16 protein-coding genes and 1 tRNA gene are annotated in these 24,721 nt (G+C 65.5%); 12 read left to right on the forward strand and 5 right to left on the reverse strand.

Annotated features, from left to right (window positions below; translation table 11 throughout):
- Positions 1-129: 129 nt before the first annotated feature.
- From OJA40_RS05090 to OJA40_RS05100, 3 genes are all read left to right on the forward strand, one after another.
- Positions 130-414 carry a hypothetical protein gene (locus OJA40_RS05090; protein ID WP_208425670.1) on the forward strand — a complete coding sequence of 95 codons (285 nt, stop codon included), beginning with the start codon at positions 130-132 and terminating at the stop codon, positions 412-414.
- Positions 415-475: 61 nt separating this feature from the next.
- Complete coding sequence (locus OJA40_RS05095) at positions 476-2,785, forward strand: DEAD/DEAH box helicase family protein (protein ID WP_263810066.1); 2,310 nt, start codon at positions 476-478, stop codon at positions 2,783-2,785.
- A gap of 93 nt (positions 2,786-2,878) precedes the next feature.
- Positions 2,879-3,658: a porin family protein gene (locus tag OJA40_RS05100; RefSeq protein WP_263810067.1), complete on the forward strand. Its 780-nt coding sequence runs from the start codon at positions 2,879-2,881 to the stop codon at positions 3,656-3,658.
- A gap of 16 nt (positions 3,659-3,674) precedes the next feature.
- Here the strand turns inward: OJA40_RS05100 and OJA40_RS05105 are convergent, their stop codons facing one another.
- Positions 3,675-4,991 (reverse strand): MATE family efflux transporter, encoded by a 1,317-nt coding sequence (locus tag OJA40_RS05105; protein ID WP_263810068.1) that lies wholly within the window; start codon positions 4,989-4,991, stop codon positions 3,675-3,677.
- 580 nt (positions 4,992-5,571) lie between these two features.
- Here OJA40_RS05105 and OJA40_RS05110 point away from each other — a divergent pair.
- The 6 genes from OJA40_RS05110 to phoU all read left to right on the forward strand — a co-directional run bounded on the left by OJA40_RS05110 (position 5,572) and on the right by phoU (position 11,145).
- A complete protein-coding gene (locus tag OJA40_RS05110) occupies positions 5,572-6,282 on the forward strand; it encodes a response regulator (RefSeq protein ID WP_208426845.1) in 711 nt (236 codons plus the stop codon).
- 102 nt (positions 6,283-6,384) lie between these two features.
- On the forward strand, positions 6,385-7,452 hold the full coding sequence (locus OJA40_RS05115) for a PstS family phosphate ABC transporter substrate-binding protein (protein ID WP_208426846.1): 1,068 nt from the start codon (positions 6,385-6,387) through the stop codon (positions 7,450-7,452).
- 42 nt (positions 7,453-7,494) lie between these two features.
- Positions 7,495-8,460: a phosphate ABC transporter permease subunit PstC gene (gene pstC / locus OJA40_RS05120; protein WP_208426847.1), complete on the forward strand. Its 966-nt coding sequence runs from the start codon at positions 7,495-7,497 to the stop codon at positions 8,458-8,460.
- A gap of 85 nt (positions 8,461-8,545) precedes the next feature.
- Positions 8,546-9,433 (forward strand): phosphate ABC transporter permease PstA, encoded by an 888-nt coding sequence (gene pstA, locus OJA40_RS05125; RefSeq protein WP_208426848.1) that lies wholly within the window; start codon positions 8,546-8,548, stop codon positions 9,431-9,433.
- A gap of 48 nt (positions 9,434-9,481) precedes the next feature.
- Positions 9,482-10,363, forward strand: a complete 882-nt coding sequence (pstB, locus tag OJA40_RS05130) for a phosphate ABC transporter ATP-binding protein PstB (RefSeq protein WP_103015823.1) — start codon at positions 9,482-9,484, stop codon at positions 10,361-10,363.
- 44 nt (positions 10,364-10,407) lie between these two features.
- Positions 10,408-11,145: a phosphate signaling complex protein PhoU gene (gene phoU, locus OJA40_RS05135; protein ID WP_208426849.1), complete on the forward strand. Its 738-nt coding sequence runs from the start codon at positions 10,408-10,410 to the stop codon at positions 11,143-11,145.
- Between the two features lie 16 nt (positions 11,146-11,161).
- Here phoU and OJA40_RS05140 read toward each other — a convergent pair whose 3' ends face one another.
- From OJA40_RS05140 to OJA40_RS05155, 4 genes are all read right to left on the reverse strand, one after another.
- A complete protein-coding gene (locus OJA40_RS05140) occupies positions 11,162-12,262 on the reverse strand; it encodes a T9SS type A sorting domain-containing protein (RefSeq protein ID WP_263810069.1) in 1,101 nt (366 codons plus the stop codon).
- A 700-nt stretch (positions 12,263-12,962) separates the two neighbouring features.
- Positions 12,963-20,045, reverse strand: coding sequence for a S8 family serine peptidase (locus OJA40_RS05145; RefSeq protein ID WP_263810070.1), 7,083 nt, complete (start codon positions 20,043-20,045; stop codon positions 12,963-12,965).
- Positions 20,046-20,910: 865 nt separating this feature from the next.
- Positions 20,911-20,983, reverse strand: a tRNA-Gln gene (locus OJA40_RS05150).
- 46 nt (positions 20,984-21,029) lie between these two features.
- Positions 21,030-21,920 carry a lysophospholipid acyltransferase family protein gene (locus tag OJA40_RS05155; RefSeq protein ID WP_263808618.1) on the reverse strand — a complete coding sequence of 297 codons (891 nt, stop codon included), beginning with the start codon at positions 21,918-21,920 and terminating at the stop codon, positions 21,030-21,032.
- Positions 21,921-22,541: 621 nt separating this feature from the next.
- Between OJA40_RS05155 and ribD the strand changes: the two genes are divergently transcribed.
- From ribD to OJA40_RS05170, 3 genes are read left to right on the forward strand one after another with little or no spacing between them, the layout of a single operon-like run.
- Positions 22,542-23,735 (forward strand): bifunctional diaminohydroxyphosphoribosylaminopyrimidine deaminase/5-amino-6-(5-phosphoribosylamino)uracil reductase RibD, encoded by a 1,194-nt coding sequence (gene ribD / locus OJA40_RS05160; protein ID WP_263810071.1) that lies wholly within the window; start codon positions 22,542-22,544, stop codon positions 23,733-23,735.
- A 60-nt stretch (positions 23,736-23,795) separates the two neighbouring features.
- Positions 23,796-24,449 (forward strand): riboflavin synthase, encoded by a 654-nt coding sequence (locus OJA40_RS05165; protein ID WP_208427627.1) that lies wholly within the window; start codon positions 23,796-23,798, stop codon positions 24,447-24,449.
- A gap of 40 nt (positions 24,450-24,489) precedes the next feature.
- Positions 24,490-24,711 (forward strand): putative signal transducing protein, encoded by a 222-nt coding sequence (locus OJA40_RS05170; protein WP_208427628.1) that lies wholly within the window; start codon positions 24,490-24,492, stop codon positions 24,709-24,711.
- Positions 24,712-24,721: the final 10 nt, after the last annotated feature.

Here is a 24,721-nt window from a genome sequence, read left to right on the forward strand (position 1 = left end):
CCCCTCTGTGCCCCCACCAGCACATGCCGAAGTGACAGCCCCCGGCCTGATTGCACACGGCTGGTGCAAATGTTGCTCGGTGTACGGACTGTCGTTTGTCACTGATTTCTGAACAACCTCCTCCACTCTATGCACTACTGCCTGCAGGACCCCCAGAATCAGGTGGTTGGGTTCGTGCTCGACGCCGATCAGCTCGGCCACGAGATCTACCGCATTCTTGACTGGTCCGACGAGCACTTTGGGTCCTACTCCGTCGACCAGAACGACGGGCGCGTCTACGTCCGTTCCGACGACATTGAGGACGAGTCCTCCCTCCACACCGAGCCCCTGTCTGTCGGCGACCGCACCCCTGCCTCCGACGGCAGCCGCGACGAAGACGGCGACGGCGGAGAGGCCGAGCCTGTCGGGATGTAGTCTCTCGTCGGGGGTTCGCGTGTGCCTCCGCCCCGGCCCCGAATCCATCGTCGGGCCGGTCATGTTGTTCTTGCGCGCCGCCGACGGATTCGCCGACTCCACCGCGCCCGACATGAGCCGTTCCCGTCACATCCCCGAGGCCGTTCGGCGGCGCGTCGAGTACTTTGACGGGCAGACCTGCCGGGAGTGCGGGCGCACGATCGACGGCGTGTCCCTGCGGAAACACCTCGATCACCGCGAGGCCTTTGCGGACGGCGGGGAGCACGCCGTCTTCAACCTTGACCCACTGTGCCACGAGTGCAACCGGGCAAAGGGGGACGCCCCAACCGAGCGGACGAGCGCCCTCCGGGCACAGCACGACCGGCAGCGCGCACAAATCCGAGAGTACTTTCGGGACACCGACGCCCACATCGTGGGCAACGACCAACTGCGGACGCCGCAGGAGGAAGGCTACCTCGCCCTGCGCGACCATTTCAGCGCGGAACGCGCGACGCAACGCCCGGCCATCGTCGTCCTGCCCACGGGCTGTGGAAAGTCGGGCCTCCTCGCCTGCGCCCCGTTCGGGATTGCGGAGGGTCGCGTCCTGGTCGTGGCACCGAACCTGACGATCAAGGACGGCCTGGCAGAGGGCACCTTCAGCGGCACCGGCAACTTCTATCATTTCTGTGACGTGCTGCCGCCCGATGCGCGCCTGCCCCGCGTGGTGGCCCTGGAGCGGGGCCGCGTGAACGAGGAGGACTGCCGCCGGGCGGACGTGATCGTGGCGAACGTGCAGCAGTTGCAGGGCTGGCTGCCCCTCTTCCCGTCCGACTTCTTCGACCTCATTCTGGTGGACGAGGCGCACCACGCCCCCGCCGACTCGTGGCAGAACGTCAACCGGGCGTTCCCCGACGCGAAGAAGATCTACTGCACGGCCACGCCGTTTCGGAGCGACGAGCGCCCCATCCGCGCCGAGCCGGTCTACCGCTACGCCCTGGCCGACGCCATCAACGCCGGGTACGTGAAGAACATCGTGCGGGTCGATGCCGTGGCGTCCGAAATGACGTTCACCGTGGAGGGGGAGGAGCGGTCGTTCACCCGCGCGGAGATCATGGACCTGCGCGAGGAAACCTGGTTCTCGCGGGGCGTCGCCCTGTCGGACGTCTGCAACGAGACGATCGTGGACCGCAGCGTACAGCTCCTGCAGGCCAAGACCCGACGCGGCACGGAGCGGCACCAGATTCTCGCCGCGGCCTGCTCCATCCGCCACGCCGAGCAGGTGGCGGCCCTCTACCGGAGCCGCGGCGTCGAGGCCGCGTTCGTGGCCAGCCGCGGCATAACGACCGAGGAGCGCGAGCGCCGCCTCCGTGCCTACGAGCACGGCGACCTCGACGCCATGGTCCACGTGGGCATCCTGGGGGAGGGCTACGACAACAAAAACATCTCCGTCGCGGCCCTCTTTCGTCCGTTCCGCTCGGTCGCCCCCTACACCCAGTTCGTGGGCCGGGCGCTCCGCGCCCTGCCCGACGGCACCGAGACCGACAACCTCGCGCACGTGGTGGCCCACGCCGGCCTCAACCAGGACGGTCACTGGCAGTACTTCAAACACGAAACCGAGGAGGCGCAGGTGCTCGCGGACCTGGACGCCTGGGCGCAGTCCCACGCCGAGGAGGACACGGGGGACACGGACACAGACGCGTCGCGGGACCGCAGCAAGAGCGACCCCGCGGAGGTCACGAGCGAAGAGATCGAGGGCTTCGACGTGGATGCGTACCTGCCGGTGGAGGGCACCGAAGCCGAGGAGGCTCAGGACGACCTTGCCGCCATGGAGGAGGCCCTCGACAGCCTGCGCGAGAAGGGCCTCGACGTGCCGGACGCCGACCACCTCAAACGGGAAATCATCGAGCGAAACCACCCGCTCGGCGACGAGGACCTGCCGCCCCCGCCCAACCGACCGGCCCGCGAGCGACAGGCCTACCGCACGATGCTAAACCATGCCGTCCGCCGCGCCGCGGGCACCGTCCTGCACCGGCTCGACCCGCCTTCGGACGAGGCCCTCGTCGGCGCCGTGGGGCAGGGCGACGAGGCGAACAACATCGAGGTCGTGATTCGGATGCTGCACCGGCGCGTGAACGCCGCGGTGGGCCGCGACGACGAGGCAAAGGGCCGCAACGGGTGGTCGCTCGCTGCCCTAAAGGCGGCGAAGGAGCAGGTCCCCGACATCCGGGACGCCGTGCTCGCCCACATTGAGGACGCCGCCGGCAATGAGGCCCCGGAGGCCCCAGACACAGCCCCCTCCTCGGGGCTGGACCCGTCGGACACAGAGCCCCCGGAGGACGCGTGGACGGCCGACGACGTAGACTGGGGCGATCCATTTTCGTCTTCAGGCTAGAAGGTGCCGCCCCCGTCTGCAGTCGCAGCCGCCTGGCCCCGCGACCCGCCCCTTCGGAACCCGTCGCACGTTTCACACCGCCCCACAGCACGGATGCTCCCTCCTGCTCCGTTTCGGTCGCCCGCACAGGCGGCGCCCGTCGTCCTTCTTCTGATGGGGGCCTGCCTCCTCGCAGCGGGAAGCATGGCGCCCCGCGCGGCGGCACAGGATGCGCGGGTGGGCCTTCGCACGGGGCCCACCTTCGGGTTTCTGAGTGACGGCGCAATTCCCTTCACCGGGGGCCGGCGCACAACCAACGCAAACCCGCGACTCGACCTGCACGCTGGGGCCTTTCTGCTCATCCCCCTCACCGACGCCTATGCCCTCCAACCGGAGCTCTCCTATATCCAGAAGGGCGGCCACTTTTCCCAACCGCTGTCCGAGCGGTACTCCGTGGAGCGGTATCGCCTGTCGTACGTGCAGGGCCTGATGCTTGGGCGCCGCGCCCTCCCGATCCGAGGCCGTCTGTCCGCCCACGCCGTGGCGGGGCTCTCCGTGGACGTGGCGCTCGGGGGCACCGTGCAGCGCGACGCCCGCTCCGCCCGAGGAGCCTTTGCGGACCGCATCAACCTCCTGGACGACGACCACCTTCGTCGCTGGGACGTGGGGCTCGTGGTGGGGGCGGGGCTGGAATATGGCATTGGCGCAACCGGGCGCCTGGGCCTTGCGCTCCGGTACAACCCGGGCCTCCGCTCGGTCTTTGCCGGGTCCGAGAACGCACTGGGCCCCTCGACGAACGCAGAGGTTTTTCCGCTCTCCGCCCCCCCGTCCACGCTCCGCCACGACGTGGTGACCGCCAGCCTCACCTACACCGCGCCCCTGCCGCTCTTTTGACAGGCCCGGCGCCGCCCTACCCCACCCCTTGTGCGAACAAGGTCCCCCGCACGTACGGCCCCGCCAGTGTAAGGATGCGGCCCACCATGAGCGTCGCGATGCCCCCCCACACCCCGACGAGGCCCCAGCCCATGGGGTTCACCAGGAGCAGCACCACGGCCGCCGCCAGGGCCGTTCCAATCATCGCCTTTGCCAGGTACGGGAACGCCTCCGCCCCCATGTAGATGCCGTCCCCGACGAAGACGAGCCCGTTCAGGGGCTGGAGCACCACCACGAAAAGGTACACGTCGAGAAGCGCCGCGACCGTGTCGGGGTCGTCGGTAAAAAAGCAGGGCAGGACCGGCCGCAGGGCCCAGAACCCAAGGCCGAGCCCGACGCCCACGGCCAGGCCCCACTGCACCAACCGATGGGCCACCTCGCGGGCCGATTCCGGATCGTCCGCCCCGAGGTGCTTCGAGACGAGGGCCTGCGCCGCGACGGCCAGTGCGTCGACCAGCAGGGCGAGGAAGGTCCAGAGCTGGGCCGCGACCTGATGGGCCGCCACGGCCGTCACGCCCACGCGGGCCGCCATGGCCGTCGCCAGCGTCATGGTGCCCACGAGCGAGGCGGTGCGCAAGAACAGGTCCCGTCCCACCTTCAGAAAGGGCACGAGCGTGTGGGGCGCCGGCCACCGCAGCCGAATCCCGAGTTCGTCCCGCTGCGCGTAGAGGAGCAGGTACAGAAACGTGAGGGCCCCGACCCACTGGCCGACGGCCGTCGCCGCCGCGGCCCCGGCAAGGCCCCAGTCGAAGACAAAAATCAGCAGCGGGTCGAGCCCCCCATTGACGACGTTGAAGCCGAGCGTCACCACCATCGGCGTGCGGGTATCCTGGTACCCCCGAAAGGCGCCGTGACTCGCCGTGATGAGAAGCACCGCCGGGCCGGCCAGGGCGCGAATGCGCAGGTAGGACAGGGCCGGGGCCATCAGCTCCTCACTCGCCCCCATCACAATTAAGATGGGGCGGGCGAGGGCCTGCAGGGCGGCGAGGGCCACGATGCCCACCGCCATGGCGAGCACAAGCGCCCGCACGACCGCCCGGCCGGCCTCCTCACGGTCGTCGTTGCCCACGGCCCGGCCCACGCGCGGGGTGGTGCCGTACGCGAGGAAGTTGAAGACGACGAACGTCATCGAAAAGATCGAGGTGTTCACCCCGAGGGCCCCCAGCGGAATGCGGCCCAACTGTCCCACGAACGCAGTGTCGACCAGCGAGACGAGCGGCCCGGCGGCAAGCCCCGCGAGGGCCGGCACCGCCAGGTCCAAGATGTCGCGATCGTACGGACTCGAAAGGATCAAGTGAACCGACCTTGCATGCGTTCGACGGGACTGCGCAACCGCAATGCCCCACGAGTCCCACCGCCGATGGATTCCTCCGCGTCGCGGGCCCGCCGCCCGCGTCTCCAGAATTCACGGAAGGGTCCCGTTGCCTTTCGCAGTTCCCAGGTTCGCAGGCGACGGCGGTGCCTCAAAGCCCCCCGTCGCGTTCCGTCCATCGATGGACGGGCGCAGTCCTGCCCCGATCGGCACGTCCGTACAACGGACGCGTGCTTCACGGACGGGCCCCGCGTCACCGCCCGTACGGAACCGGAGTAAAATCCATCCCAGAACCGGAGTCTCACGAGTCGGGCCACGGGCCCCGTCCTGGTCCAACAGCGCTCGTTCCGGGACGTCGTGCTCGGGCCGCCTGGGCCCGGCAGACGGCATGTTGTGTATTACGCCAGGATCTTTTCGGCGCACTGCGGGCCCTGCCGCCTGCGAAAAACCGGCAAAGGGGGACACTGAAGACGGATGATAATAGTTCGATAACAACAGCAACGCGGATCTGAAGGTAGGACCGGATGCCCCATAGCCTTCAAGACGACTGGCTTCACACACTGTGACGGAACAGCAGCTCGGAACGAAGGAGTCCGCCATTCTCGTCGTTGACGACGAGGAGGACCTGCTTAGCCTTGTGGAGTACAATCTGGAGCAGGAGGGGTTTGGCGTTTTGCTTGCCCGCGATGGCGTTGAGGCGCTTGAGCAGGCGCGCGAGCACGACCCGGACCTTATCATCCTCGACATCATGATGCCCAAGATGGACGGCATCGAGGTGTGCCAGAAGCTCCGCAAGGACGCCCACCTCCGCACCATCCCAATCATGATGCTGACCGCCCGGAACGAGGAGGACGACAAGGTGCAGGGGCTCGACGTAGGGGCCGACATCTATCTCGGCAAGCCGGTCTCCGTGTCCGTCATCGTCAGCCAGACCAAAGCCCTGCTCCGCAGCGCCCACCGCTACGAGGACCCGCCCGACCAAATCGAAGTGCACAATCTGCGGGTGGACCGGGACCGATACCTCGTCTACCAGGAGAACGGCGACGGCGAGACGGAAATGCGGTTTCCCCGCAAGGAGTTCGAACTGCTTTACTTTCTGGCCTCGCATCCCGGCCGCGTGTTCTCCCGACAAGAGATCCTCGACGAGGTATGGGGCCGCGATGTCTACGTCGTGGACCGAACCGTGGACGTGCACATCCGCAAAATCCGCGAGAAAATTGGCAGCGAATACATTGAAACGGTCAAGGGCGTCGGGTACCGGATGAAAGAATAGGGGCCAAGGGCGACGAACAGGGCTTTCTCTTGGCCCGAGTGAGCATTATGATTGACTCACTACGTTCACCTCCGTCATCTTCTTCATGCTTTCCCTGCTACAATGCGTAGGCTCCCGTCTTTTCTCCCTCGATGTACGCCGGCATTCCCGTCGGCCCTCGCCGGACTCGTCGTACTGGCAGTCGTACTTGTCGGCTGTGGCGGCTCCTCGGTCGACTCGGTAAGCATTGACGGCTCCAGCACCGTCTTTCCCCTCACGGAGGCCGTCGCGGAGGAGTTTATGGAGGACAGCCAGGGCGCCCGGGTGAACGTGGGCGTGAGCGGCACCGGCGGAGGGTTCTCGAAGTTTCTGCGGGGGGAGACGGCCATCAACGATGCCTCCCGCCCCATTGCCCCGAACGAGATTGAAAAGGCCGAAGCCAACGGCATCGAGTTTATCGAAATTCCGGTCGCCTACGACGGACTGGCCGTCGTGGTGCACCCCGAAAACGACTGGGCCCGCTGCCTGACCGCCGGCGAGCTCCGTGAGATTTGGAAGCCGGACAGCTCGATTGACCGCTGGGGCCAGATTCGCGACTCTTATCCGGACCGGCCCATTAAGCTGTACGGGCCCGGCACGGCCAGTGGCACCTACGACTACTTTACGGAGGCGATTGTGGGAGAGGCGGAGGCCAGCCGCTCCGACTTCACCGCGAGCGAGGACGACAACGTGCTCGTGCAGGGCATCACGGGCACGGAAACGGCCCTGGGGTACTTCGGGCTCGCCTACTACGAGAACAACGCCGACAAGCTGAAGGCCCTCAGCATCGACCCGGACGAACGGGACGGCGGGGCCCCCTGCGTCACCCCCGGCGCGGAGACCGTCAAGAACGGGCGCTACCGGCCGCTCTCACGCCCGCTCTTCATCTACGTCAACCCCGCGAAAATCACCCCCACCGTCGAAGAGTTCGTCACGTTCTACCTCCAGAATGCCGGCGAACTGGCCTCCGACGTGGGCTACGTCGCGATGCCCGACGACGCGTACGAACTGGCCCTGCAGCGCTTTCAGGACCGAACGAGCGGAACGGTCTTCGGGGTGGAGGGCGTGGACGCAACGGGCACGCAGGTGGAAGAAATGCTCCGCGAGGCAGCCGAAGGCACGGCACCGTCTGACACCGTGGCTGCCGAGTAGGTCCCCGCCCGGTCGCGAGCGTCTTGAACAGGCTTCCCCCTTATGAGCACGCCCCCCTCTCCCCCCTCCAAACCCGCGGACGACGAGACGACGACAGCCGACCGTCCGGCCCAGGACCTTCGCCGGCAGGTCTACGACAGCCCGAAGGAAAAATTCATTGAGTACGTGCTCGGGGCGTGTGCCCTGGTCAGTGTCCTCACGACGCTCGGGATCGCGGCCGTGTTGATCATCGAGTCGATCCCGTTTTTTCAGACGGTGGCCCTGACGGAATTCTTCGGGGACGCGCAGTGGACGCCTCAGTTTTCGGAGAAGCACTTCGGCATCTGGGCCCTGCTGGCGGGCACACTGCTCGTGACCGTTATTTCGGCGGTAGTGGCCCTTCCGGTGGGCCTGGCCAGTGCCATCTTCATTTCGGAATACGCCTCCAAGTGGGTCCGGAAGGTTCTGAAGCCGAGCCTGGAGTTGCTGGCCGGCGTTCCAACGGTGGTGTACGGCTACTTTGCCCTGACCTTCGTCACCCCACTCCTGCAGACGGTCGTCCCCGGCCTCGGCGTCTACAACGCCCTCAGTGCAGGGATCGTCGTCGGAATCATGATCATTCCGATGGTCGCCTCCCTCAGTGAGGATGCCCTCCAGGCCGTGCCCGACAGCCTCTCGCAGGCGGCCTACGCCCTCGGGGCCACGAAGTACGAGACCGTGGTGCGCGTGAACGTGCCCGCCGCCTTCAGCGGCATCATGGCGAGCTTTATTCTGGCGGTGAGCCGCGCCATCGGGGAGACGATGATCGTGACCCTGGCGGCAGGGGCGACCCCGAAGGCGACCCTCGACCCCACGCAGTCCATCCAGACCATGACCGCCTTCATCGTGCAGGTGAGCAAAGGGGACACCCCGCAGGGCACGATCGTCTACCAGAGCATCTTTGCCGTCGGCCTGGTGCTCTTCCTGATCACCCTTGCCCTAAACATCTTCGCCAACCGCATTACCCTTCACTACCAGGAGGAATACTGAGGCCTCGCGTTCATGGACGGCACGGTCCGTCCCCGCCCTCTCTCCTCCCCGTTCGAACACCCGAGCATTCACTCCACGCACCTCGATGGAGCCTTCCGAAGACGGCGCATTTCAGACCTACCGCTCTCGCCGCAAGCGCATTGGGATCGCCCTGGCCGGCATTCTCTTCCTGGCCACGATCTTCGGCGTGGTCGTGCTCGTGACGCTTCTGGTAGACGTCGTCGCCTCCGGCACGCCCTGGCTCGACGGGCGGTTCATCACAAGCTTTCCGTCCCGCAACCCGGGCGAGGCCGGCATCAAGTCCGCCCTGTTCGGCTCCCTCTGGCTAATGGGACTCACCGCACTCATTTCGGTGCCGCTGGGCGTGGCCTCCGCCGTGTACCTTGAGGAGTACGCCCGGGACGGCTGGTTCCTACGCCTGATTCAAATCAACATCGCCAACCTCGCCGGGGTGCCCTCCGTGGTGTACGGCATCCTGGGGCTTGCCCTCTTTGTGCGTTTCGCGGCACTGGGACAAAGCCTCCTGGCCGGGGCCCTCACGCTCAGCCTGCTCATCCTGCCCATCATCATTATCAGCACCCAGGAGGCCCTTCGAAGCATTCCGAGCGGCATCCGCGAGAATGCCTACGCCCTCGGTGCTACGCGCTGGCAGGTCATCTGGAGCCACGTCCTGCCAATGGCCGCGCCCGGGATCTTCACCGGCGTCATTCTTGCGCTCAGCCGGGCCATCGGGGAGACGGCGCCCCTCATCCTGATTGGGGCACTCACCTTCGTTCCGTTTCTTCCCCGGGGGGCCCTGGATCAGTTCACCGCGCTTCCGATTCAGATTTTTAACTGGACGGCCCGCCCGCAATCCGAGTTTGAGGGCCTGGCGGCCGCCGCCATCGTGGTGCTCATGATTCTCCTGTTCACCATGAATCTGACGGCCATCCTGCTGCGCAACTACTTCGAAGAGCGCCGTGCCGGCTCCTAAGCCCACCGCCCCGCTCCCGCCCTGCCCGCACGACCGACTGTGCCTCCTATGCCTACCGACGAATCCACCGACGACGCGCCCACCTCGCCGGTCTCCGCCGACGCGCCCACACCCAACGGCCGTCCCGACGCCCCCGAGCCGCAGGGGGAGGCGGCCGCGCCCGAGGCCGACGCCCCGTCGGTGCGGCCGAAGCTGCGGATTGAGGACCTGCATTTCTGGTACGGGGAGAATCACGCCCTGCAGGGCATCAGCATGGACGTGCAGCCCAATCGGGTGACGGCCCTGATCGGGCCCTCCGGCTGCGGCAAGTCCACGCTGCTGCGGTGCCTGAACCGGATGAACGAGCTCATCCAGGGCACGACGCTGGAGGGGACCATCCTCGCGGACGGACAGGACATTTACGCGGACGACACCGACCCGGTGATGGTGCGCCGACGCATCGGGATGGTGTTTCAGAAGCCGAACCCCTTTCCCAAGAGCATCTACAAGAATGTAGCGTGGGGCGCCGAGATCAACGGCTACACCGGGGACCTCGACGCGCTCGTGGAGCGCTCGCTGCGGCAGGCCGCCCTGTGGGACGAGGTGAAGGACCAGCTGCACAGCAGTGCGCTCGATCTGAGCGGAGGGCAACAGCAGCGCCTCTGCATTGCCCGGACGCTCGCCGTGCAGCCCGACGTGGTGCTCATGGACGAGCCGGCCAGCGCCCTCGACCCGATCGCGACCTCAAAAATTGAGGAGACGATCACGGAGCTGAAAAAGGACTACACGATCGTGATCGTTACCCACAACATGCAGCAGGCCTCCCGCATCAGCGACGAGACGGCCTTTCTCTACATGGGCCGCCTCATCGAAATGAGCCCGACCGACCAGCTCTTCACCCGTCCCGAGAAAGACCGGACCGAGGCGTACGTGACCGGCCGCTTCGGATAGCCCCGACGGGCTTTCGTCTTCCTGCGTTGTTCTTCTGCTCGGCCATGCCCAACCGTTCGTCCCTCGACCAAGAACTGGCGTCCCTGCGCGGCCTGATCGCCGACATGGCCAACCGCGTCGACGAGCAGTTCGCGAACGCGATGAACGCCCTGCTTCAGGGCGACGTGGACCTCGCAGAGGAGGTCGTGGCCGGGGACGACGCCGTCGATGCCCTCGAGCTGCGCATCGACGAGCAGTGTGAGCGCATCCTGGCCCTCCATTCGCCCGTCGCGGTGGACCTGCGCATGCTCATCATGGCGGTGAAGATCAACACCGACTTCGAGCGCATCGGGGACCACTGCCGCAACCTGTCCCGCAATGCGCGCTACCTGGTCGACGCCCCCGGCCTGCTCGCCGATACACGCCTGCCCAAGATGGCCGACATGTCCCGCACGATGCTGCGGGAGGCGGAGATGGCGTTCCTGGAGAACGACCGACTGAAGGCGCGCAAGGTGATCGCCCGGGACCTACAGGTGAACCGGCTGCACGAGGAGACCTTTGCGACCCTCGTGGAGATGTGCGAGGACGGACACGAGCAGTCCGAGGTGATTGCCCACCTGCTGACGGTGAGCAAGGCGCTGGAGCGCATCTCCGACCACGCAAAAAACATCGCCCAGAGCATCGTCTTCATGGTGGAGGGCCAAGACCTGCGGCATCGGGGCCTCGAAAACGATCCCGACGCCCCGGACCCTCCCCCTCTCGACGGGTCGGCGGCGGGCGAATCGTTCGGCGAGGAGGTGTAGCGCCACGTCGGTTTCCCTACTGAACAACGGTGAGGCGCCGGGTCTGCGTCCGCCCCCCGGCTCGGAGCCGCACCACGTACACCCCGCTGGACAGCGTCCCCGTCTCCACGGTCACGCGCCTGGCCTCCTCCCCCGGCGGCGTGCCCTCGTACAAGGTCTGTACCCGCTGGCCCAGCACGTCGTACACCGCGACGTCCGCCCTCCTCCCCTCCTGCACCGCAAACGACAGGGTCGCCCGCTCGGACGACGGGTTCGGGGCCGGCGCGCTCAGGTGCAACGTCCCCTCCATGCCGACCTCCACCTGCACCGTGTCGCTGAGGGCCGTCGACCGGTCGAGGTCGACCTGCTCGAGGCGGAACCGGTGGGTGCCGGGGCCAAGCCGCCGGTCGACCACGAAGCGGTAGGACTGGGCCTCGCCGGTCGTCCCGTCGTCGGCTGTGCTCGGGACGAAGCCGAGCTCCTGCCAGCCGGCCGCCCGTTCGTGCTGGACGCGAAAGCCCGCGTTGTTGGTCTCACTGGTCGTTCGCCACGTTAGCACCACGGCGTCCTCACTCTGGACGGCCGTAAAGCCCGTCAGATCGACGGGCAGGGCGGTCGCCGGCCGGATGGGCACCAGTTGGAATCCGTCGCTCGACTCCCCGAGAACCCCTTCGTAGGTGAACGTGCCGGTCGGGATGGATTCGCCAATGAGCTCCGTCTGGTCGCTCGACTCAACACGGTAGTCGAAGCCCTGCACCGTCTCGTCCTCGACTGTGTAGGTCGTATTTTCACTGAATGTCCCGCTCGCACCGGGAAACGAGAGGCCGTCCACACGAAGAAGTTCACTTTCGTAGTCCTCCCCACCGGACTGGAGTGTGCTCAGAGAGACCTCTTGGGGGGCAGGCAGTACGCCCTGGTCCAGAATCACGTAGTTGCCAAGGTCCGGGCCGTTGACGCGGAGAAGCCCGTTGGAGTCCGACAGCGTCCCCCGCACGTAAAGCTCTGTTCCCTGCGTGATGTTGCCATCCGTAATGTCCTGCTGTAAATCGCCACTCACGGGCCCGACGGTCAACCCACTCGCACTGGTGCGACCAGTCTCGTCCTCAAACCGCACGTACGACCCAAAGGCGCGTGTCACCGTGCCGCGCACCGTGGCCGTGCTGGTTGCACCTCCGTCGCGGGCATTCTGGACTCCAAGATCGCCGACTTTCCCCTGATTGATGCTCGATATCTCTAAGATCGTATCATCGTTCTCGAAGACGCTAGTGGATACACCAGTTGGGTCACTGGGAGTCAGTCTGAAGAAGGTCCCAGGATTTTGAAAACCAGTAGTCAACTCAATATCAATCTGGAGGAATTCTCCATTACCCGACACCGAACCACTGGTCGTATTAGACACCCGCAGCTCACCTATACTTTCGTTCTTCGTAAGGTTGTTTGAGCCAAAACTAAGCTCACTCCCATCTCGGATGTCAACTATGTTGAGGACCTCGCTATCGAATGTAAACTCCATGTCCGAATAGGCATCCACACTGTTTCCGCTGAGATCCGCCTCGATACTCAGGGTCACGGTCTGCCCCGGCGTCGGATCGATCTCAGCAACCGTTACAGAAATGCCCGACTGCGCATGTGTCGGTGCAGGCATCCCTCCAACAAAAACCAGAACGAGGAGCAGGCTCAATGCCGCGGCTACATGTCGGTCGCTCATCATGGAAGAAGAAATTCTGAGTGTGAAGGCTACGAGTGCCCCCAAGAACCAAAGGGGCCCGAGGAGCTAAGCTCCTCGAACCCCTTGGTTGTCTTGAGGAAACCCCATCTTCGGGTAGCATCCTTCGGAACTACCGGACGACTGTCATCTTCCCGGTCTCGGTCACGCGGTTCTCGTCCATTTCGACCCGGGCGCGGTAGAAGTACGTGCCCGAGGAGAGGTCGGAGCCGCTGATCTGGACCGTACGGCCCGACCCCGCGGCCATCTCACCGCGGTGTGCGGTCTGCACCTTGCGGCCCAGCAGGTCGTAGACCTCGACGGTCACGTTCGCCTTCTGGGGCAGGTCCATCTTCAGGGTTGCGGCCTGCCGGAAGGGGTTCGGGTACGCCCCCTCCAGGGCAAACTCGTCCGGGATGGAGACGATGGACTTCGTCTCGAGCTTCTGGGCAGCCCCTTCGTTGACGGTCACATTGCCGCCCATCTCCAGCGTCGCGTCGGACTCTTTGCGCTCCATGGTCAGGGTCGCAACCTTTCCGGCATTGGAGATCGGCGTGGTGCCCGCCATCGAGATCTTCAAGGTCCCATCGTCGGACACGTGGTGGACCGCCCGCCAGTCGTCCGGAAGCTGAGCCGCCATGTCGTTCACGGCCACCTTGTCCGGGTCCACCTTCGTAGTCACGTCGATGGCCCGTACCGACTGGCCAGTCTGACTGAGAACCAGGGGCAACTGCATCTTCTCGCTCTCTGCGCTGGTGGCCTGCTTCGGCTCGGTCACCTCGCCCCAGGCAAAGGACGCGGTTGCTTTGCTAGACGACTTCGAGGTGGTGGCCAGCGCCTCCGTTCCCTGTTCACAGCCGGCTTCCACTGGGAAGCACGGAATGCCACCGACTGTACGCTGTAGGATTAGTGAGGCATCAAGAGCGCTAACGTCACCGTCCCCTGAGACATCCGCGTGCGTCCGCTGCGCCTCAATGAGGTCGGTCAATCCGACGACGAAGTCAAGGGCATCTCCCGCGTCTCCTGCGGTGATGCTGAGATTGAGGTTCGTGTCGCCGTAGAGCGGGACGACCTCCATGGTATCGTTCACCGGGGTCGCCGGCGGCTGCCCCTCGTTGAACACCATCTCCTGAAGGTCCATGACCATCTCGCCGTGGTCGGGCTGGCCGGTCGCCTCGATCGAGACGAGAACGCCCTCGCCCTCAATGTCGAAGAGGGCAGCTCCGTCGTCGCCGTCGCTCTCGCCGCTCCCGGTGCTGTTGCTATTCAGCCCGTCGTCGGCCGCGGCGATGGTCACGACGCCCGCCTCATTGTCGATGTTCGAGGTGAGCGTGAGGCCTTCGCTGAGCGTGCCCTCGGTTGTCACCTCCTGGACCTGCATGCGGTCGGTGTTGAAGCCCATCTCCATCTGGTAGGAGAAGACCTCCAGGTCATCAAGGCTCTCAGCGTTCATGTCCAACGTGAACTCTTCGTTCGGGAACACCTCACCGTCACCCTCCGAGTGTTCAGCGGTCACGGAGAGGGCCTCGATCACATTCAGCGTGAAGGGCAGCTCCGCGGTCTCCGCCAGCGGGGCATTGGTCACGAAGCCAAGGCCCGACTGGTAGGTGTTCTCTTCGATGCCCGGCACGTTGGTGTCCACGGTCAGGTTGAGGGTGTCCGACTCGCTCGGCGCGATGGTGCCGGACGTCTGGTCGACGGCCAGCCACTCGCCACCGGCGAACACCTGCACGTCGTCGACGGCCCAGCCGTTGATGTTGAAGGAATCGCCCTCGAACGTCCAGGCCACGTGGAACTCGTCGGAGCCCACGTCTTCGTTGTCGATCGCAATCATCTCATCGATCGGGCCAACGTCCTGGGCCGGGAATTCCTCCACCGTGGTCCAGGTCTCACCACCATCGCCGGTCGTCTCGAGACGGACCGTGAATTCGCCTTCGCTGAAGGCGTCGATGATGTGAGAGAACTGGACGAACACCTGTCCGAGGTCCTCGGTGTTTAGCTGGGGCGTGATCAGGCGCTGCGTACCCTCCGTGGAGGGGGACCAGTAGAAGCACGCCTGCTCCGGGTCGTCGAAGTAGAAGGTACAATCCTCACCTACTGTCGACCAGTTTTCGCCGTCGTTCGCACCGGCGCGGAACCAGTCGCCCGGCGGGAATTCTTCTCCACCAAAGCCTTCCTCAAGGAGGAGGGACTGCGCAGGCGGACTGGTCGGCAGCACCGAGAGGTCGTACTCCAGTGGGTTGCCGCCAGTGTTGGTGACCTCAACGGTCTCTCCCTGCGTCTGGCCGACGTAGGCCTGCTTCTCGAAGCTCGTCGGAGTGAGCGAGAGCGCGGGCGCCGGGATGCCTTCGCCAACGAGCGTAACCTCGCGAGCCGAAATTTCCTCACCCTCGATGGTCATCGTCGCGGTGAACTCCCCGACGCTCTGCGGCGTGAAGGCCACGTCGAAGATCCGCGCATCGCCCGGCCCGAGCGTGAACTCGCTCTCTCCCTCGAAGGCAAAGTTTTCCGAGTCGATCGACACGTTGGTCACGTTCAGGTTGGCCGCGCCGTCGTTGCGGAGCGTTACCATCTGCGTGCTCGACGTGTCGTCCACGAAGAGGTCCTCGTACCCGAGCGAATCCTTCGAGACGAACGCCACCGGCGCCGCCTCTACCGAGAGGTTGACCGGAACCGACTCGCTGGGCTCGCCCTGCAGGTCATCGCCGACGATGCTGATCTGGGCCTCGTAGTCGCCCTCCTCGACCTGCGTGGCGTCGAACTGCGCCTCCAGCTGCAGCGTGGCGCCGGCCGGGACCGTGCCCTGCTCCAGGTTCGTCGCGAGCCACGGAATGCCCTGGCCCGGCGTGGCCATCCAGCCGAGCTCGTCGTTCCCGCCTTCCGGGAAGGATCCGATCAGCGTCGTGTTGCCGGTCTCGCGATCGACCTGGCGGAGCGTCCCGCTCCCGCAGCCGAAGATGGAGCAGTTGTGGAGCGCGGCCATGAGCACCTGGCCCGTCTCGGCGTCGTAGGTCATGCTCTGGGCAAAGTTGGCGTCAATGCCCGTGGAGCCGATGACCTCCGATTCGGCCGTCTCAAGGTCGACGCTCAGGATTTCGTCGTTCAAAATCTCGTGGGCGTAGGCATCCCCTTCGCCGTCAATCGCGAGCGCCACGACGAGGTCGCCGCCACTCGCGTACTCGCCCACCAGGTCGAGCTCGGCGTTCTCCACGTCCAGCTCGTAGAGCCGGTTGGTGTTGCCTTCGCCGGCGGTCACGTAGGTCGTGCCGTCGGTCGGATCCGTCTCCATGTCCGACCAGGTGACGTCCGACCCCTCCGGATTGAGCTCGCCGACCGTCTCGACGGTCCCGTCCTCAAGGGCATATGTCTTGAGGTTGTTGTCCGTGTTGTCGATCCAGTAGATCTCGTCATTGTTGCCGAGGGTGAAGTTTCCGGCGTACGAGTCCACACCCTCATCGACAACCGTGAACTCGCCCGGCAGGCCCGTGTCGAAGGCCACGAGTTCGGGGGCAATCACTTCCGCACCGTAGGCCGTCACGCCCGTCTCGTCCAGGACCTGAGGCCCGTCCAGGAGGCGTGCCGCGGCCGAACTGGTCGTCGCCCCGTCGTCGGGGGCGGGTCCCAACGACGGCTCCGCGGGCTCCGCGTTCAACTGCGGCGTGGTCTGCTGCAGTTGACGCCAGCGCTGAAGCTCCTCGTCCGCCAGCTTCGGTGTGAGGTCCATGGCCCCTTCGCCCTCGAGGGCCTCAACGACCACCGAGAACGGAAGGCTCTCACTGAACTCGTTGGTGATGGTGAACTCTTGGGTGGCCGTCGAGTCGCCGGACGTCAGGTCGATTTCCTGATTCAGTTCGTCCGGCGCAATCGAGACGAACGGCGATCCCTGCCCGGTGATCGTGACCTCCTGCGTGCCGGTGGCCGAATTCTGGAATGAGAGCGTCGTCTCGAATGAGCCATTCTCTGTCGGCTCGAACGCGAGGGGAATGCTCCCGCTCTGTCCCGGATCGAGGACGAACGGCGACGCGTCCGCCACCGAGAAGGGCGTGTCCCCCTCGGCGAGTTCGATCGAGGCCACCTGCAGGATGGCGTCGTCACTCGCGTTCGTGACGGTCAGCGTGTCCCGTCCCGTCGTGCCGGCGAAGACCTCGCCGAAGTCGAGGCCCTCATCGACGGAGATCGCCGGATTCCCCTCTACGGTCAACGTAACCGGAACCTCCTCGACCGGCGTGCCCGGGTCGTTGCTCTCGACCTGTACGCTCCCGGAGTACTCAAGGCCTCCGACGAGGTCGTTCGCGTCCTCGTCGTCCGCCACCGTCTCAAAGGTGAGCGTGATTTCCTCCCCGGGATCGCCCGCAGCGACCTCGCCCTCGGTCGGCTCGGCGGTGAGCCACTGGAAGCTCGGCCCCGGCGTAGCGAACCACCCAAGCTCGTTGGACTCGCCCTCCGGCCCGATCGGGGCGATGAGCTCCGTGTTGCCGGTCTCCATGTTTACCTCTCGGAGCTCGGCCGGGACGGACGCCGCGTTGCCCTTGTACGCCGCCATGAGCAACTGGTCGGTCGCGTGGTCGTAGGTCATGCTCTGGGCGAAGTTGGCGTCGATGCCCGTGGACCCGAGCACCTCCGTCTCCGCCGTTTCCAGATCGACGGTTAGAATGTTATCGCCCTGAATGTCGTGGAGGTACCCCTGTCCCTCAGCGTCAACCGCGAAGGCGACAGGCAACAGGCCCCCGGAAAATTCACCGACGAGTGTCAGCTCCGCGTTCTGCGGATCGAGTTCGTAGAGCGCATCGGTGGTCGTAACGTACGTGGTGCCGGTGGAATAGTCCGTCTCTAGATCGGTCCATCCCGGGTCGCTGGACTGCGGGTTCAGTTCCCCAATCGCCTCGACGGTGCCATCGTCGAGGGCATACGTCTTGAGGGTGTTGTCCGCATTGTCGATCCAGTAGATCTCCTCGTTATTCCCCTGGATGAAGTTTCCGGCGAAGGAGTTCACCCCGTCGTCCACCTGTGTGAGGTCGGACGGAACGCCGAGGTCGAAGGAGTAAATCTCGTACTCCTGATTGAAGACGTCATTCCCAAATCCGGTCGTCCCGACCTCGTCGAGCAGCTTCGCGAGGGGCCGCCCTTCGACCTCCGTGGACTGCTGCTGTACGGCTCCCTCGTCGGCCTTGTAGGTGGTTTCACTCGACGAGAAGCGATCCTGAGGCTGATTCGCCTCCATCTGCTCGAGGCGCGGAGGAAGCGCACCGGCCAGGCTGCGAAGCTCCGTCGGCTCGCCGATCGGATCGGCAATGTCGGACCCACCGGTGCCGGCCTGCAGCGCGAACGAAAGCGTGTCTTCTCCGACGTTCGAAATCGCAAAGTTGTCGGAGCCAGACTCGCCAGTGTTAAGCGTCTGAGACACCGACTCCGGGTCCACGGCGATCGCCGGGGCATTCTCGGTGGTCGCGGACGCCACGTTGGACAGGCCGGAGGTATTGCCGAACGTGTCCGACGATTTGATGGCAAAGAAGTACTCCGTGCCCGGCGTCAGGCCTTCAACAGTTGCTTCGTCGGTGTCGCCCGGCGCGGACGGGGACGGCGGATCGGCCACCTGCGTGGCGTTCTGAAAATCCTGATCGGTCTCGATCGGATCGGTGGAATACCGAATGTCGTAGACCGTCGGCTCCCCATCCGGCACCGTCCACTGCAGGTCCACATGGGCCGACGCTACGTCACTCACCGACAGATCAGCAATCGCCGCCGGCGCGTTGCCATCGTCCTCTTGCAGCGCCTGGGCCAGGTTCAGGCGACCGGCCCCAATGTCGAGCGTCGCCCCAACGTTGTCGGCGGACTCCTCCAGGATCGACTCCACCTGCTCCGGGCTACTGACGTCCGAGAACTCGGACACCACCAGCGAGGCAGCCCCCGACACGTGCGGGGCGGCCATCGAGGTCCCACTTAGGAACTCAAAATTCTCTTCGACGCTTCCCTGCCCCGCGATCCAGGTGCTCAAAATCGCGGTGCCAGGTGCGGCGATGTCGACCCATTCCCCGTAGTTGGAGAACGAAGACACATTGTCGTTCTGATCGGTAGAGGCCACCGAGACGATCGGGTCGTAGGCCGCCGGGAACCAGTCTCCGTTGTCGGCGTCGTTTCCGGCGGAGAAGACGACAATGCCCCCGTCGAGATGGTCGCCCCCTCCGTTGTCGATAAAGTAGTCAATGGCATCCTGCAGGGACTGCGGGAAGACCCCCGGACTCGTGAAGCCCCAACTGTTCTGGGAGATCACCGCCCCGTTATCGGCGGCGTACACGTAGGCGTCCGGCTGGTTGAGGCCCGGCGTCACCATGAATCGGACCCCGGTTCCGCGACCGTTCGCGAACTCCCCGTTCCCCCCCGCGGTGCCCGCTACGCCGAAGGCATTGTTGGTGACGGCAGCGACCGTTCCGGTGACGTGCGTCCCGTGGCCGTTGTTATCAGTTAGGTCCGCCGGGTCTCCGGCCCGGAAGTTCTTCCCGTGCACACTTCCGTCGCTGGGGTCCCCCCCGTACCAAACGTTCGGCTGGAGATCCGGATGGTTGACGGTGGTCTCGTTCCCGTCGAAGCTTCCGCTGATGCCGGAGTCGTGAACGCTCACGACGACCGTCGTGTCGCCGGTCCGGGTCGACCATCCCCCCTCCGCCTCGATGTTCTGGAACCCGTACTGATCCCCGTACAGCGGGTCATCGGGCGTGCCGGGCAGTGGATCGAGCAGCGACGTGACAGGCGCCCGCGAATCTTCGACGACGTGCTGCTCAGCCCGAGCCTTTCCTTCGGCGACGGAGACGGCCGACGCGTTCGAGTACGCGCTCATGGCCGTCTCTATGTCCGCATCGGCCGAGGCCTTCCCCTCGGCGAGACGAATTTCGTACCACCGATGCAGTCCGTATTCGCGATGGCGCTCTGCGTACTCGCCCCCTACATCAAACAGGGGCTCAATCGAGACGGCGTCGTACTCCCGGTTGAGCGCATCAATTGACGCAACGCCAAGGGTCGCAACCCCATTTCGCTTCATGGGCGTCGCCTGGTCGGCCACATTCGGGGCCACCTTGATGCGAAGCACGTCATCGTGCCAGGTGCCTTCCCCCTCCTGTTCGAGAGACGCATCCGGGGGATCAGCCCCCTGACCGAGGGCCGTACCGGGGAAGAACGACGCAGCGACAAAAAGCGTGAGGGCGGCGCCCAGGATCGACATCCATGAGCGCGCCACAGAACCATCTCCTCGTACCGTTGTATTCATGAGGCTTGCAGCGGTAGCTGTGGGCGCCCCGCGTCGGCCGTCCCTTCCAAAGACCAGCCCGGCGCGGGGCTTCAGTATGTGTTGGCAAAATGTGAGACTCGCCGGAGACGCGCGAAGAAAAGTGCCCTGTCCGCGTCAGCGTTCGAGAGCAATTCTCTTCGCCGTCTCTTTTCCTGGCACCCGAATTGTACCTACAAGAAATTTTATTGTCAAGACGAAGAAAACCGATAATCCTCAGTCCGCTAACACGACGGACATCATCATCCAAAAGCACAATTGACCTTCTCTTAAGAAAGGCGCATCATTTGCACCTCAGCCTCATCCACCCTGCCTTCCCGCTCGATTCCCCCTCGCATGCCCCCTAAACCCCCTCTTCCGCACCCCACGCCCCCATCTACCTTAATTTCATATTCATGTTAAGCAGAAATCGACTTTTTGGGCCCTATGGAAAATGAGAGTGCCAGCTTTGATCTTTTGGTCACTCACACTGAAAATTTTTATTCCATTTGGCATCTTACGTCGCAACTGAATTTTTTGGGCGAAGCGACGATCTTGCCTGCCGTCGGGTAGGGACGACGGACCGCTTCGGATCTGTTCTTCAGGGCCGGGGGCATGCCTCGCTGCTCGCCCTCTCCGGCACGCCCGCAGCCGGGACGCCCACGGGGCGTTCGTTTCGGAGTAGCCCCGGCGCGCCCCCTTTTTCCGCTCGGGCACCGCGGGGGACTTTCCCGCGAGGGGCCTTTCCGTGGGGGCGCCACGGCACGACACAAAAAAGCCCCACGGCGCCGGCGGCTCCGCAGGGACAAAGAGGTGTGAACGGTTGCCCAGGGTGGATTCGAACCACCAGCCTCCCGGTCCAGAGCCGGACGCTCTGCCGATTGAGCTACTGGGCAAGCGATCTGCTGCACTGAATTTAAGGCAGTACACAGAATGAGTCCTCTAGCGGCCCGGTTCCGACGTGCCGGAAGACGTGGAGGGTTTGACGGACGCTTCACCAGAGGCCCTTCCGGCGGATTGGGCAGGGGTCCCCGGGCCCTCGTCGATCCACCGGGCAGCGGCGGCCTCCGTCCCGCTGCGTCCATCGACCGTGTCGAGATCGGCGTCGCGCCAGTCCGCAATCTGCCGCACAATCCGGGCCCGCACGTGGCGCTGTAGGGCCCGGGCCTGGTCCGGCGAACACCCGTCGGTTTCGACCGGCTCCAGCACCTGTACACGAATCGGTTCCGGGTTGGGCTTGAACCAGAGGGAGTTTTTTGGCAGGGCCTCGTGGGTGCCGTCGATGGCGAGGGGCAACACCGGCACCCCCTCCTCGATGGCGAGCCGGAAGGCCCCGTCGGAGAACCGTTGCACCCGCCCGTCGCGGGAGCGCGTGCCCTCCGGAAAAAACATGACGCTGCACCGCTTCTCGAGGTAGTCGCGGGCCGTTGTGAGCACCCGGGCCCGGCTCTTCTTGCGCCGCCGGTCGACCGAGATGTCCCCGCTCAGATGCAGCAGCCACCCGGCCACCGGCAGGTCGAAGAGCTGTTTCTTCGCCACCCACTTCATCTCCCAGGGCACACGGGAGATGATGGGGGGGTCGGCCTGTGAGAAGTGATTGCACACCACAACGTAGGGACGACGGGGGTCCTCCGGGAACGCCCCTTCGAGGGTGACGTCCCAGAACGGATTCACGTACGTAAACAAGCGCCCCATGATGCGGAGGGTGTACCCGGCATAGTAGTGCGCCGGGTCGCGGTCCACGGCACGGGCCACGAGCATGACGGGCACCCACAGGACGATCAGGGTGCCGATGGCGAACCACACCCAGATGGACGTGAGCACCGAACGCATCGGACAGGCGAGGTGGATGGCACACAAACGATGAGAAGGAGCCTATGCCCGGCCGAGGGCGTTTGGTTCGAAGCAAGGGACACGCCCCCACGGACACAGCAGGGGCAACGCTGCGCGTGCGGCCCGACCCGCGTGCGATTCCAATGCACGAAGAGGCAGAATCTCGTGAATCTCCTCTGACCGGCATCGTGCCCCTCTGTCGTGCATAGAAATTGATATCATGCAGTGTCATCCAAACAACAATTATGCTTCTGGTCCAGAACCGACCTGTCCCCCACATTCAAATGCCTCTCCTAGGGGCCTGCACGCATGAAACCCGTCACGCCGAACGGCAGTCGTGACGCCCGGCGGCGCGGCGATCGCCTGGTTGCGGCGGAACGGATCACCGCCGGGGCAGGTAGGGCGCCGTGCCGCCGGGGCGTTGCGGGCCGGGCCTACAGGCGCCCCCATTGTCGTTGTCCCAGAGCCGGCCCCCCGGCGGTTCCGATTGGGGCGTCTGCTTCCCGTTCCTGTGCGGGGCCGGGTCGCGGCGGCGCTTCGTGATCGTCCCGCCGAGAAGGCCCGTCCATTCGTCCTACCCGACCCGAAGCCCCGTTCTGAATCCAAGTTCGACGTTGACAAATGACCGCCGACGGACTCGCCGCCCCCGACCTACGCCAGGGAGACGTTCCTCCTGTGGACGACACTGGACACGTGCCCTGGATGAAACGGTGTCTGGATCTGGCCCGGACGGGGGCGGGCACGGTGAGTCCGAACCCGATGGTGGGCGCCGTCCTCCTGGCCCCGGACGGCACCGTACTGGGAGAGGGCGCCCACCGGACTTACGGCGGGCCCCACGCCGAGGCCCGCGCCCTCCAGGCCGCCGAGCAGCAGCACGGCCCCGCCGCCCTCCAGAATGCCACCCTCTACGTCAATCTAGAGCCCTGTCGCCACCACGGCAAGACGCCGCCCTGCACCGACCTGATTGTTGAAAAGAACATCCCTCGTGTCGTGGTGGGGACGGTCGACCCGTTTCCGCAGGCCCAAGGCCGCGGCATCCGACAGTTGCGCGAGCAGGGGGTAGAGGTGGAGGTGGGCGTCCACGAGCACGCCTGCCGCCGCCTCAACGAGGCCTTCTTCCACCACGTCGAGACCGGACGTCCGCTCGTCACACTCAAGACGGCCCAGACACTGGACGGGCGCATCGCCACCCGCACGGGCGACAGCCAGTGGATCACGGGCGAGGCGGCCCGCACGCTCGTTCACCAGTGGCGGGCGGAACTGGACGGGATTCTCGTGGGCCGCGGCACCGCCGCCCACGACGACCCTCGCCTCACGGTGCGTCACGTGGACGGCCCCCAGCCGCTTCGCCTCGTCCTTGACCGCGAGGGCACGCTCTCGCCCGACCGGGCCCTCTTCACCGACGCCCACGCCGAGGATACGGTCGCCGTCGTGGGCGAGGACCGCCCCCGTCCCGACTACGCCGCCCCACTGACTGACCGCGGGGGGGCGATCCTGCGCATCCCCGAGACGGGCGACGCCCACCTCGACCTTCACGCCCTCCTTCAGCGCCTCGGCACCGACGCCGGCCGCGACGCGGCGCCGCTCCAGTCGCTCCTGGTGGAGGCCGGGCCTGGCCTCGCGACGGCCCTCTTCCGACAGGACCTCGTGGACCGCTTCTTCTGTTTCGTCGCGCCGAAGGTTTTGGGGGACGGGCGGCCCGCGCTCCGCGACCTCGGCATCACGGAGATGGACGGGGCCCTCACGTTCGCCGAGCAGGCGTGGGCGACCGTGGGGGCGGACGTGCTCCTGCGCGGCTACCGGCGGGCCGTGTAGGCCCCTCACTCGCTGACGCCCCCGGCTTAGAGGTTCTTTTTCCCAATCCCTCCCACCACAATGTTTACCGGCATCATCGAAGAAGTCGGCACGCTCACGGCGGTCGAGTCCCTCGGCAGCGACCGTGCGGGCAAGCGGCTCACGATCGAGGCGGACCTCGCCCCCGAGCTCCACATCGATCAGAGCGTGTCGATCGACGGCGCGTGCCAGACCGTCGTCGACGTCGACCCGGACGCCTCCACCTTCGCTGTCGACAGCATCGAGGAGACCCTGCGCAAGACGACCTTCAGCGACTTGGAGGCGGGCGCCCCGGTCAACCTGGAGCGCGCCCTGCAGGCCGGCGACCGGCTCGACGGCCACTTCGTGCAGGGCCACGTCGACGCCACCGGCACCATCACGAACGTGGAGCAGGAGGAGACCGACTGGCTCTACACGATTCAGTTCGACCCGCAGCACGCCGCGTACTTGATCCCGGTCGGGTCCGTCTCCGTCGACGGCATCAGCCTCACGGTGGCCCGCCTCGGCGAGGACACGTTCACCGTCGCCATCATCCCGCACACCCACGCGGTCACGAACGTGGCGGAAACGTGGACGGAGGGGGCGGCGGTCAACCTGGAGTTCGACCTAATTGGCAAGTACGTCGCCCGCAGCTTCACCGCCAGCGGCGAGACGCCCGACCCGGAGGCGCTGGCAAAGGCGTGGATGGCCGATTAGCCTCCTCACCCTTCTTCTCGTACAGCCTCTTGCACGTGCCGTGTCGGACGCGTCCCTCGTCACCGTCGCCCGCTACGACATGCGAGGCGGTGCCCAGCTCGCCAAAACCAGGCTAGAGGACGCCGGCATTCCGTGCATGCTCGCAAATGCAGACCAGTCCGGCCTCGCGCCGATGTTTGACGCCACGGAAGGGGGCGTGCAGGCAAAAGTGCCTGCCAATCGCGCAGACGAGGCGCGAAACGTGCTTGACCTCCCCGAATGAACTCAGGCAT

Origin of the sequence: Salinibacter pepae (genome assembly GCF_947077775.1) — a bacterium.
In the GTDB taxonomy this organism is placed as follows: Bacteria; Bacteroidota; Rhodothermia; order Rhodothermales; family Salinibacteraceae; genus Salinibacter; species Salinibacter pepae.

Coding starts and splice junctions, on each gene's coding strand:
- OJA40_RS05095 (WP_263810066.1), top strand. CDS start 476: ATGTTGTTCTTGCGCGCCGCCGACGGATTCGCCGACTCCACCGCGCCC.
- OJA40_RS05165 (WP_208427627.1), top strand. CDS start 23,796: ATGTTTACCGGCATCATCGAAGAAGTCGGCACGCTCACGGCGGTCGAG.
- OJA40_RS05090 (WP_208425670.1), top strand. CDS start 130: ATGCACTACTGCCTGCAGGACCCCCAGAATCAGGTGGTTGGGTTCGTG.
- pstB (WP_103015823.1), top strand. CDS start 9,482: ATGCCTACCGACGAATCCACCGACGACGCGCCCACCTCGCCGGTCTCC.
- phoU (WP_208426849.1), top strand. CDS start 10,408: ATGCCCAACCGTTCGTCCCTCGACCAAGAACTGGCGTCCCTGCGCGGC.
- OJA40_RS05145 (WP_263810070.1), bottom strand. CDS start 20,045: ATGTCGATCCTGGGCGCCGCCCTCACGCTTTTTGTCGCTGCGTCGTTC.
- ribD (WP_263810071.1), top strand. CDS start 22,542: ATGACCGCCGACGGACTCGCCGCCCCCGACCTACGCCAGGGAGACGTT.
- pstC (WP_208426847.1), top strand. CDS start 7,495: ATGAGCACGCCCCCCTCTCCCCCCTCCAAACCCGCGGACGACGAGACG.
- OJA40_RS05115 (WP_208426846.1), top strand. CDS start 6,385: ATGCGTAGGCTCCCGTCTTTTCTCCCTCGATGTACGCCGGCATTCCCG.
- OJA40_RS05100 (WP_263810067.1), top strand. CDS start 2,879: ATGCTCCCTCCTGCTCCGTTTCGGTCGCCCGCACAGGCGGCGCCCGTC.
- OJA40_RS05155 (WP_263808618.1), bottom strand. CDS start 21,920: ATGCGTTCGGTGCTCACGTCCATCTGGGTGTGGTTCGCCATCGGCACC.
- pstA (WP_208426848.1), top strand. CDS start 8,546: ATGGAGCCTTCCGAAGACGGCGCATTTCAGACCTACCGCTCTCGCCGC.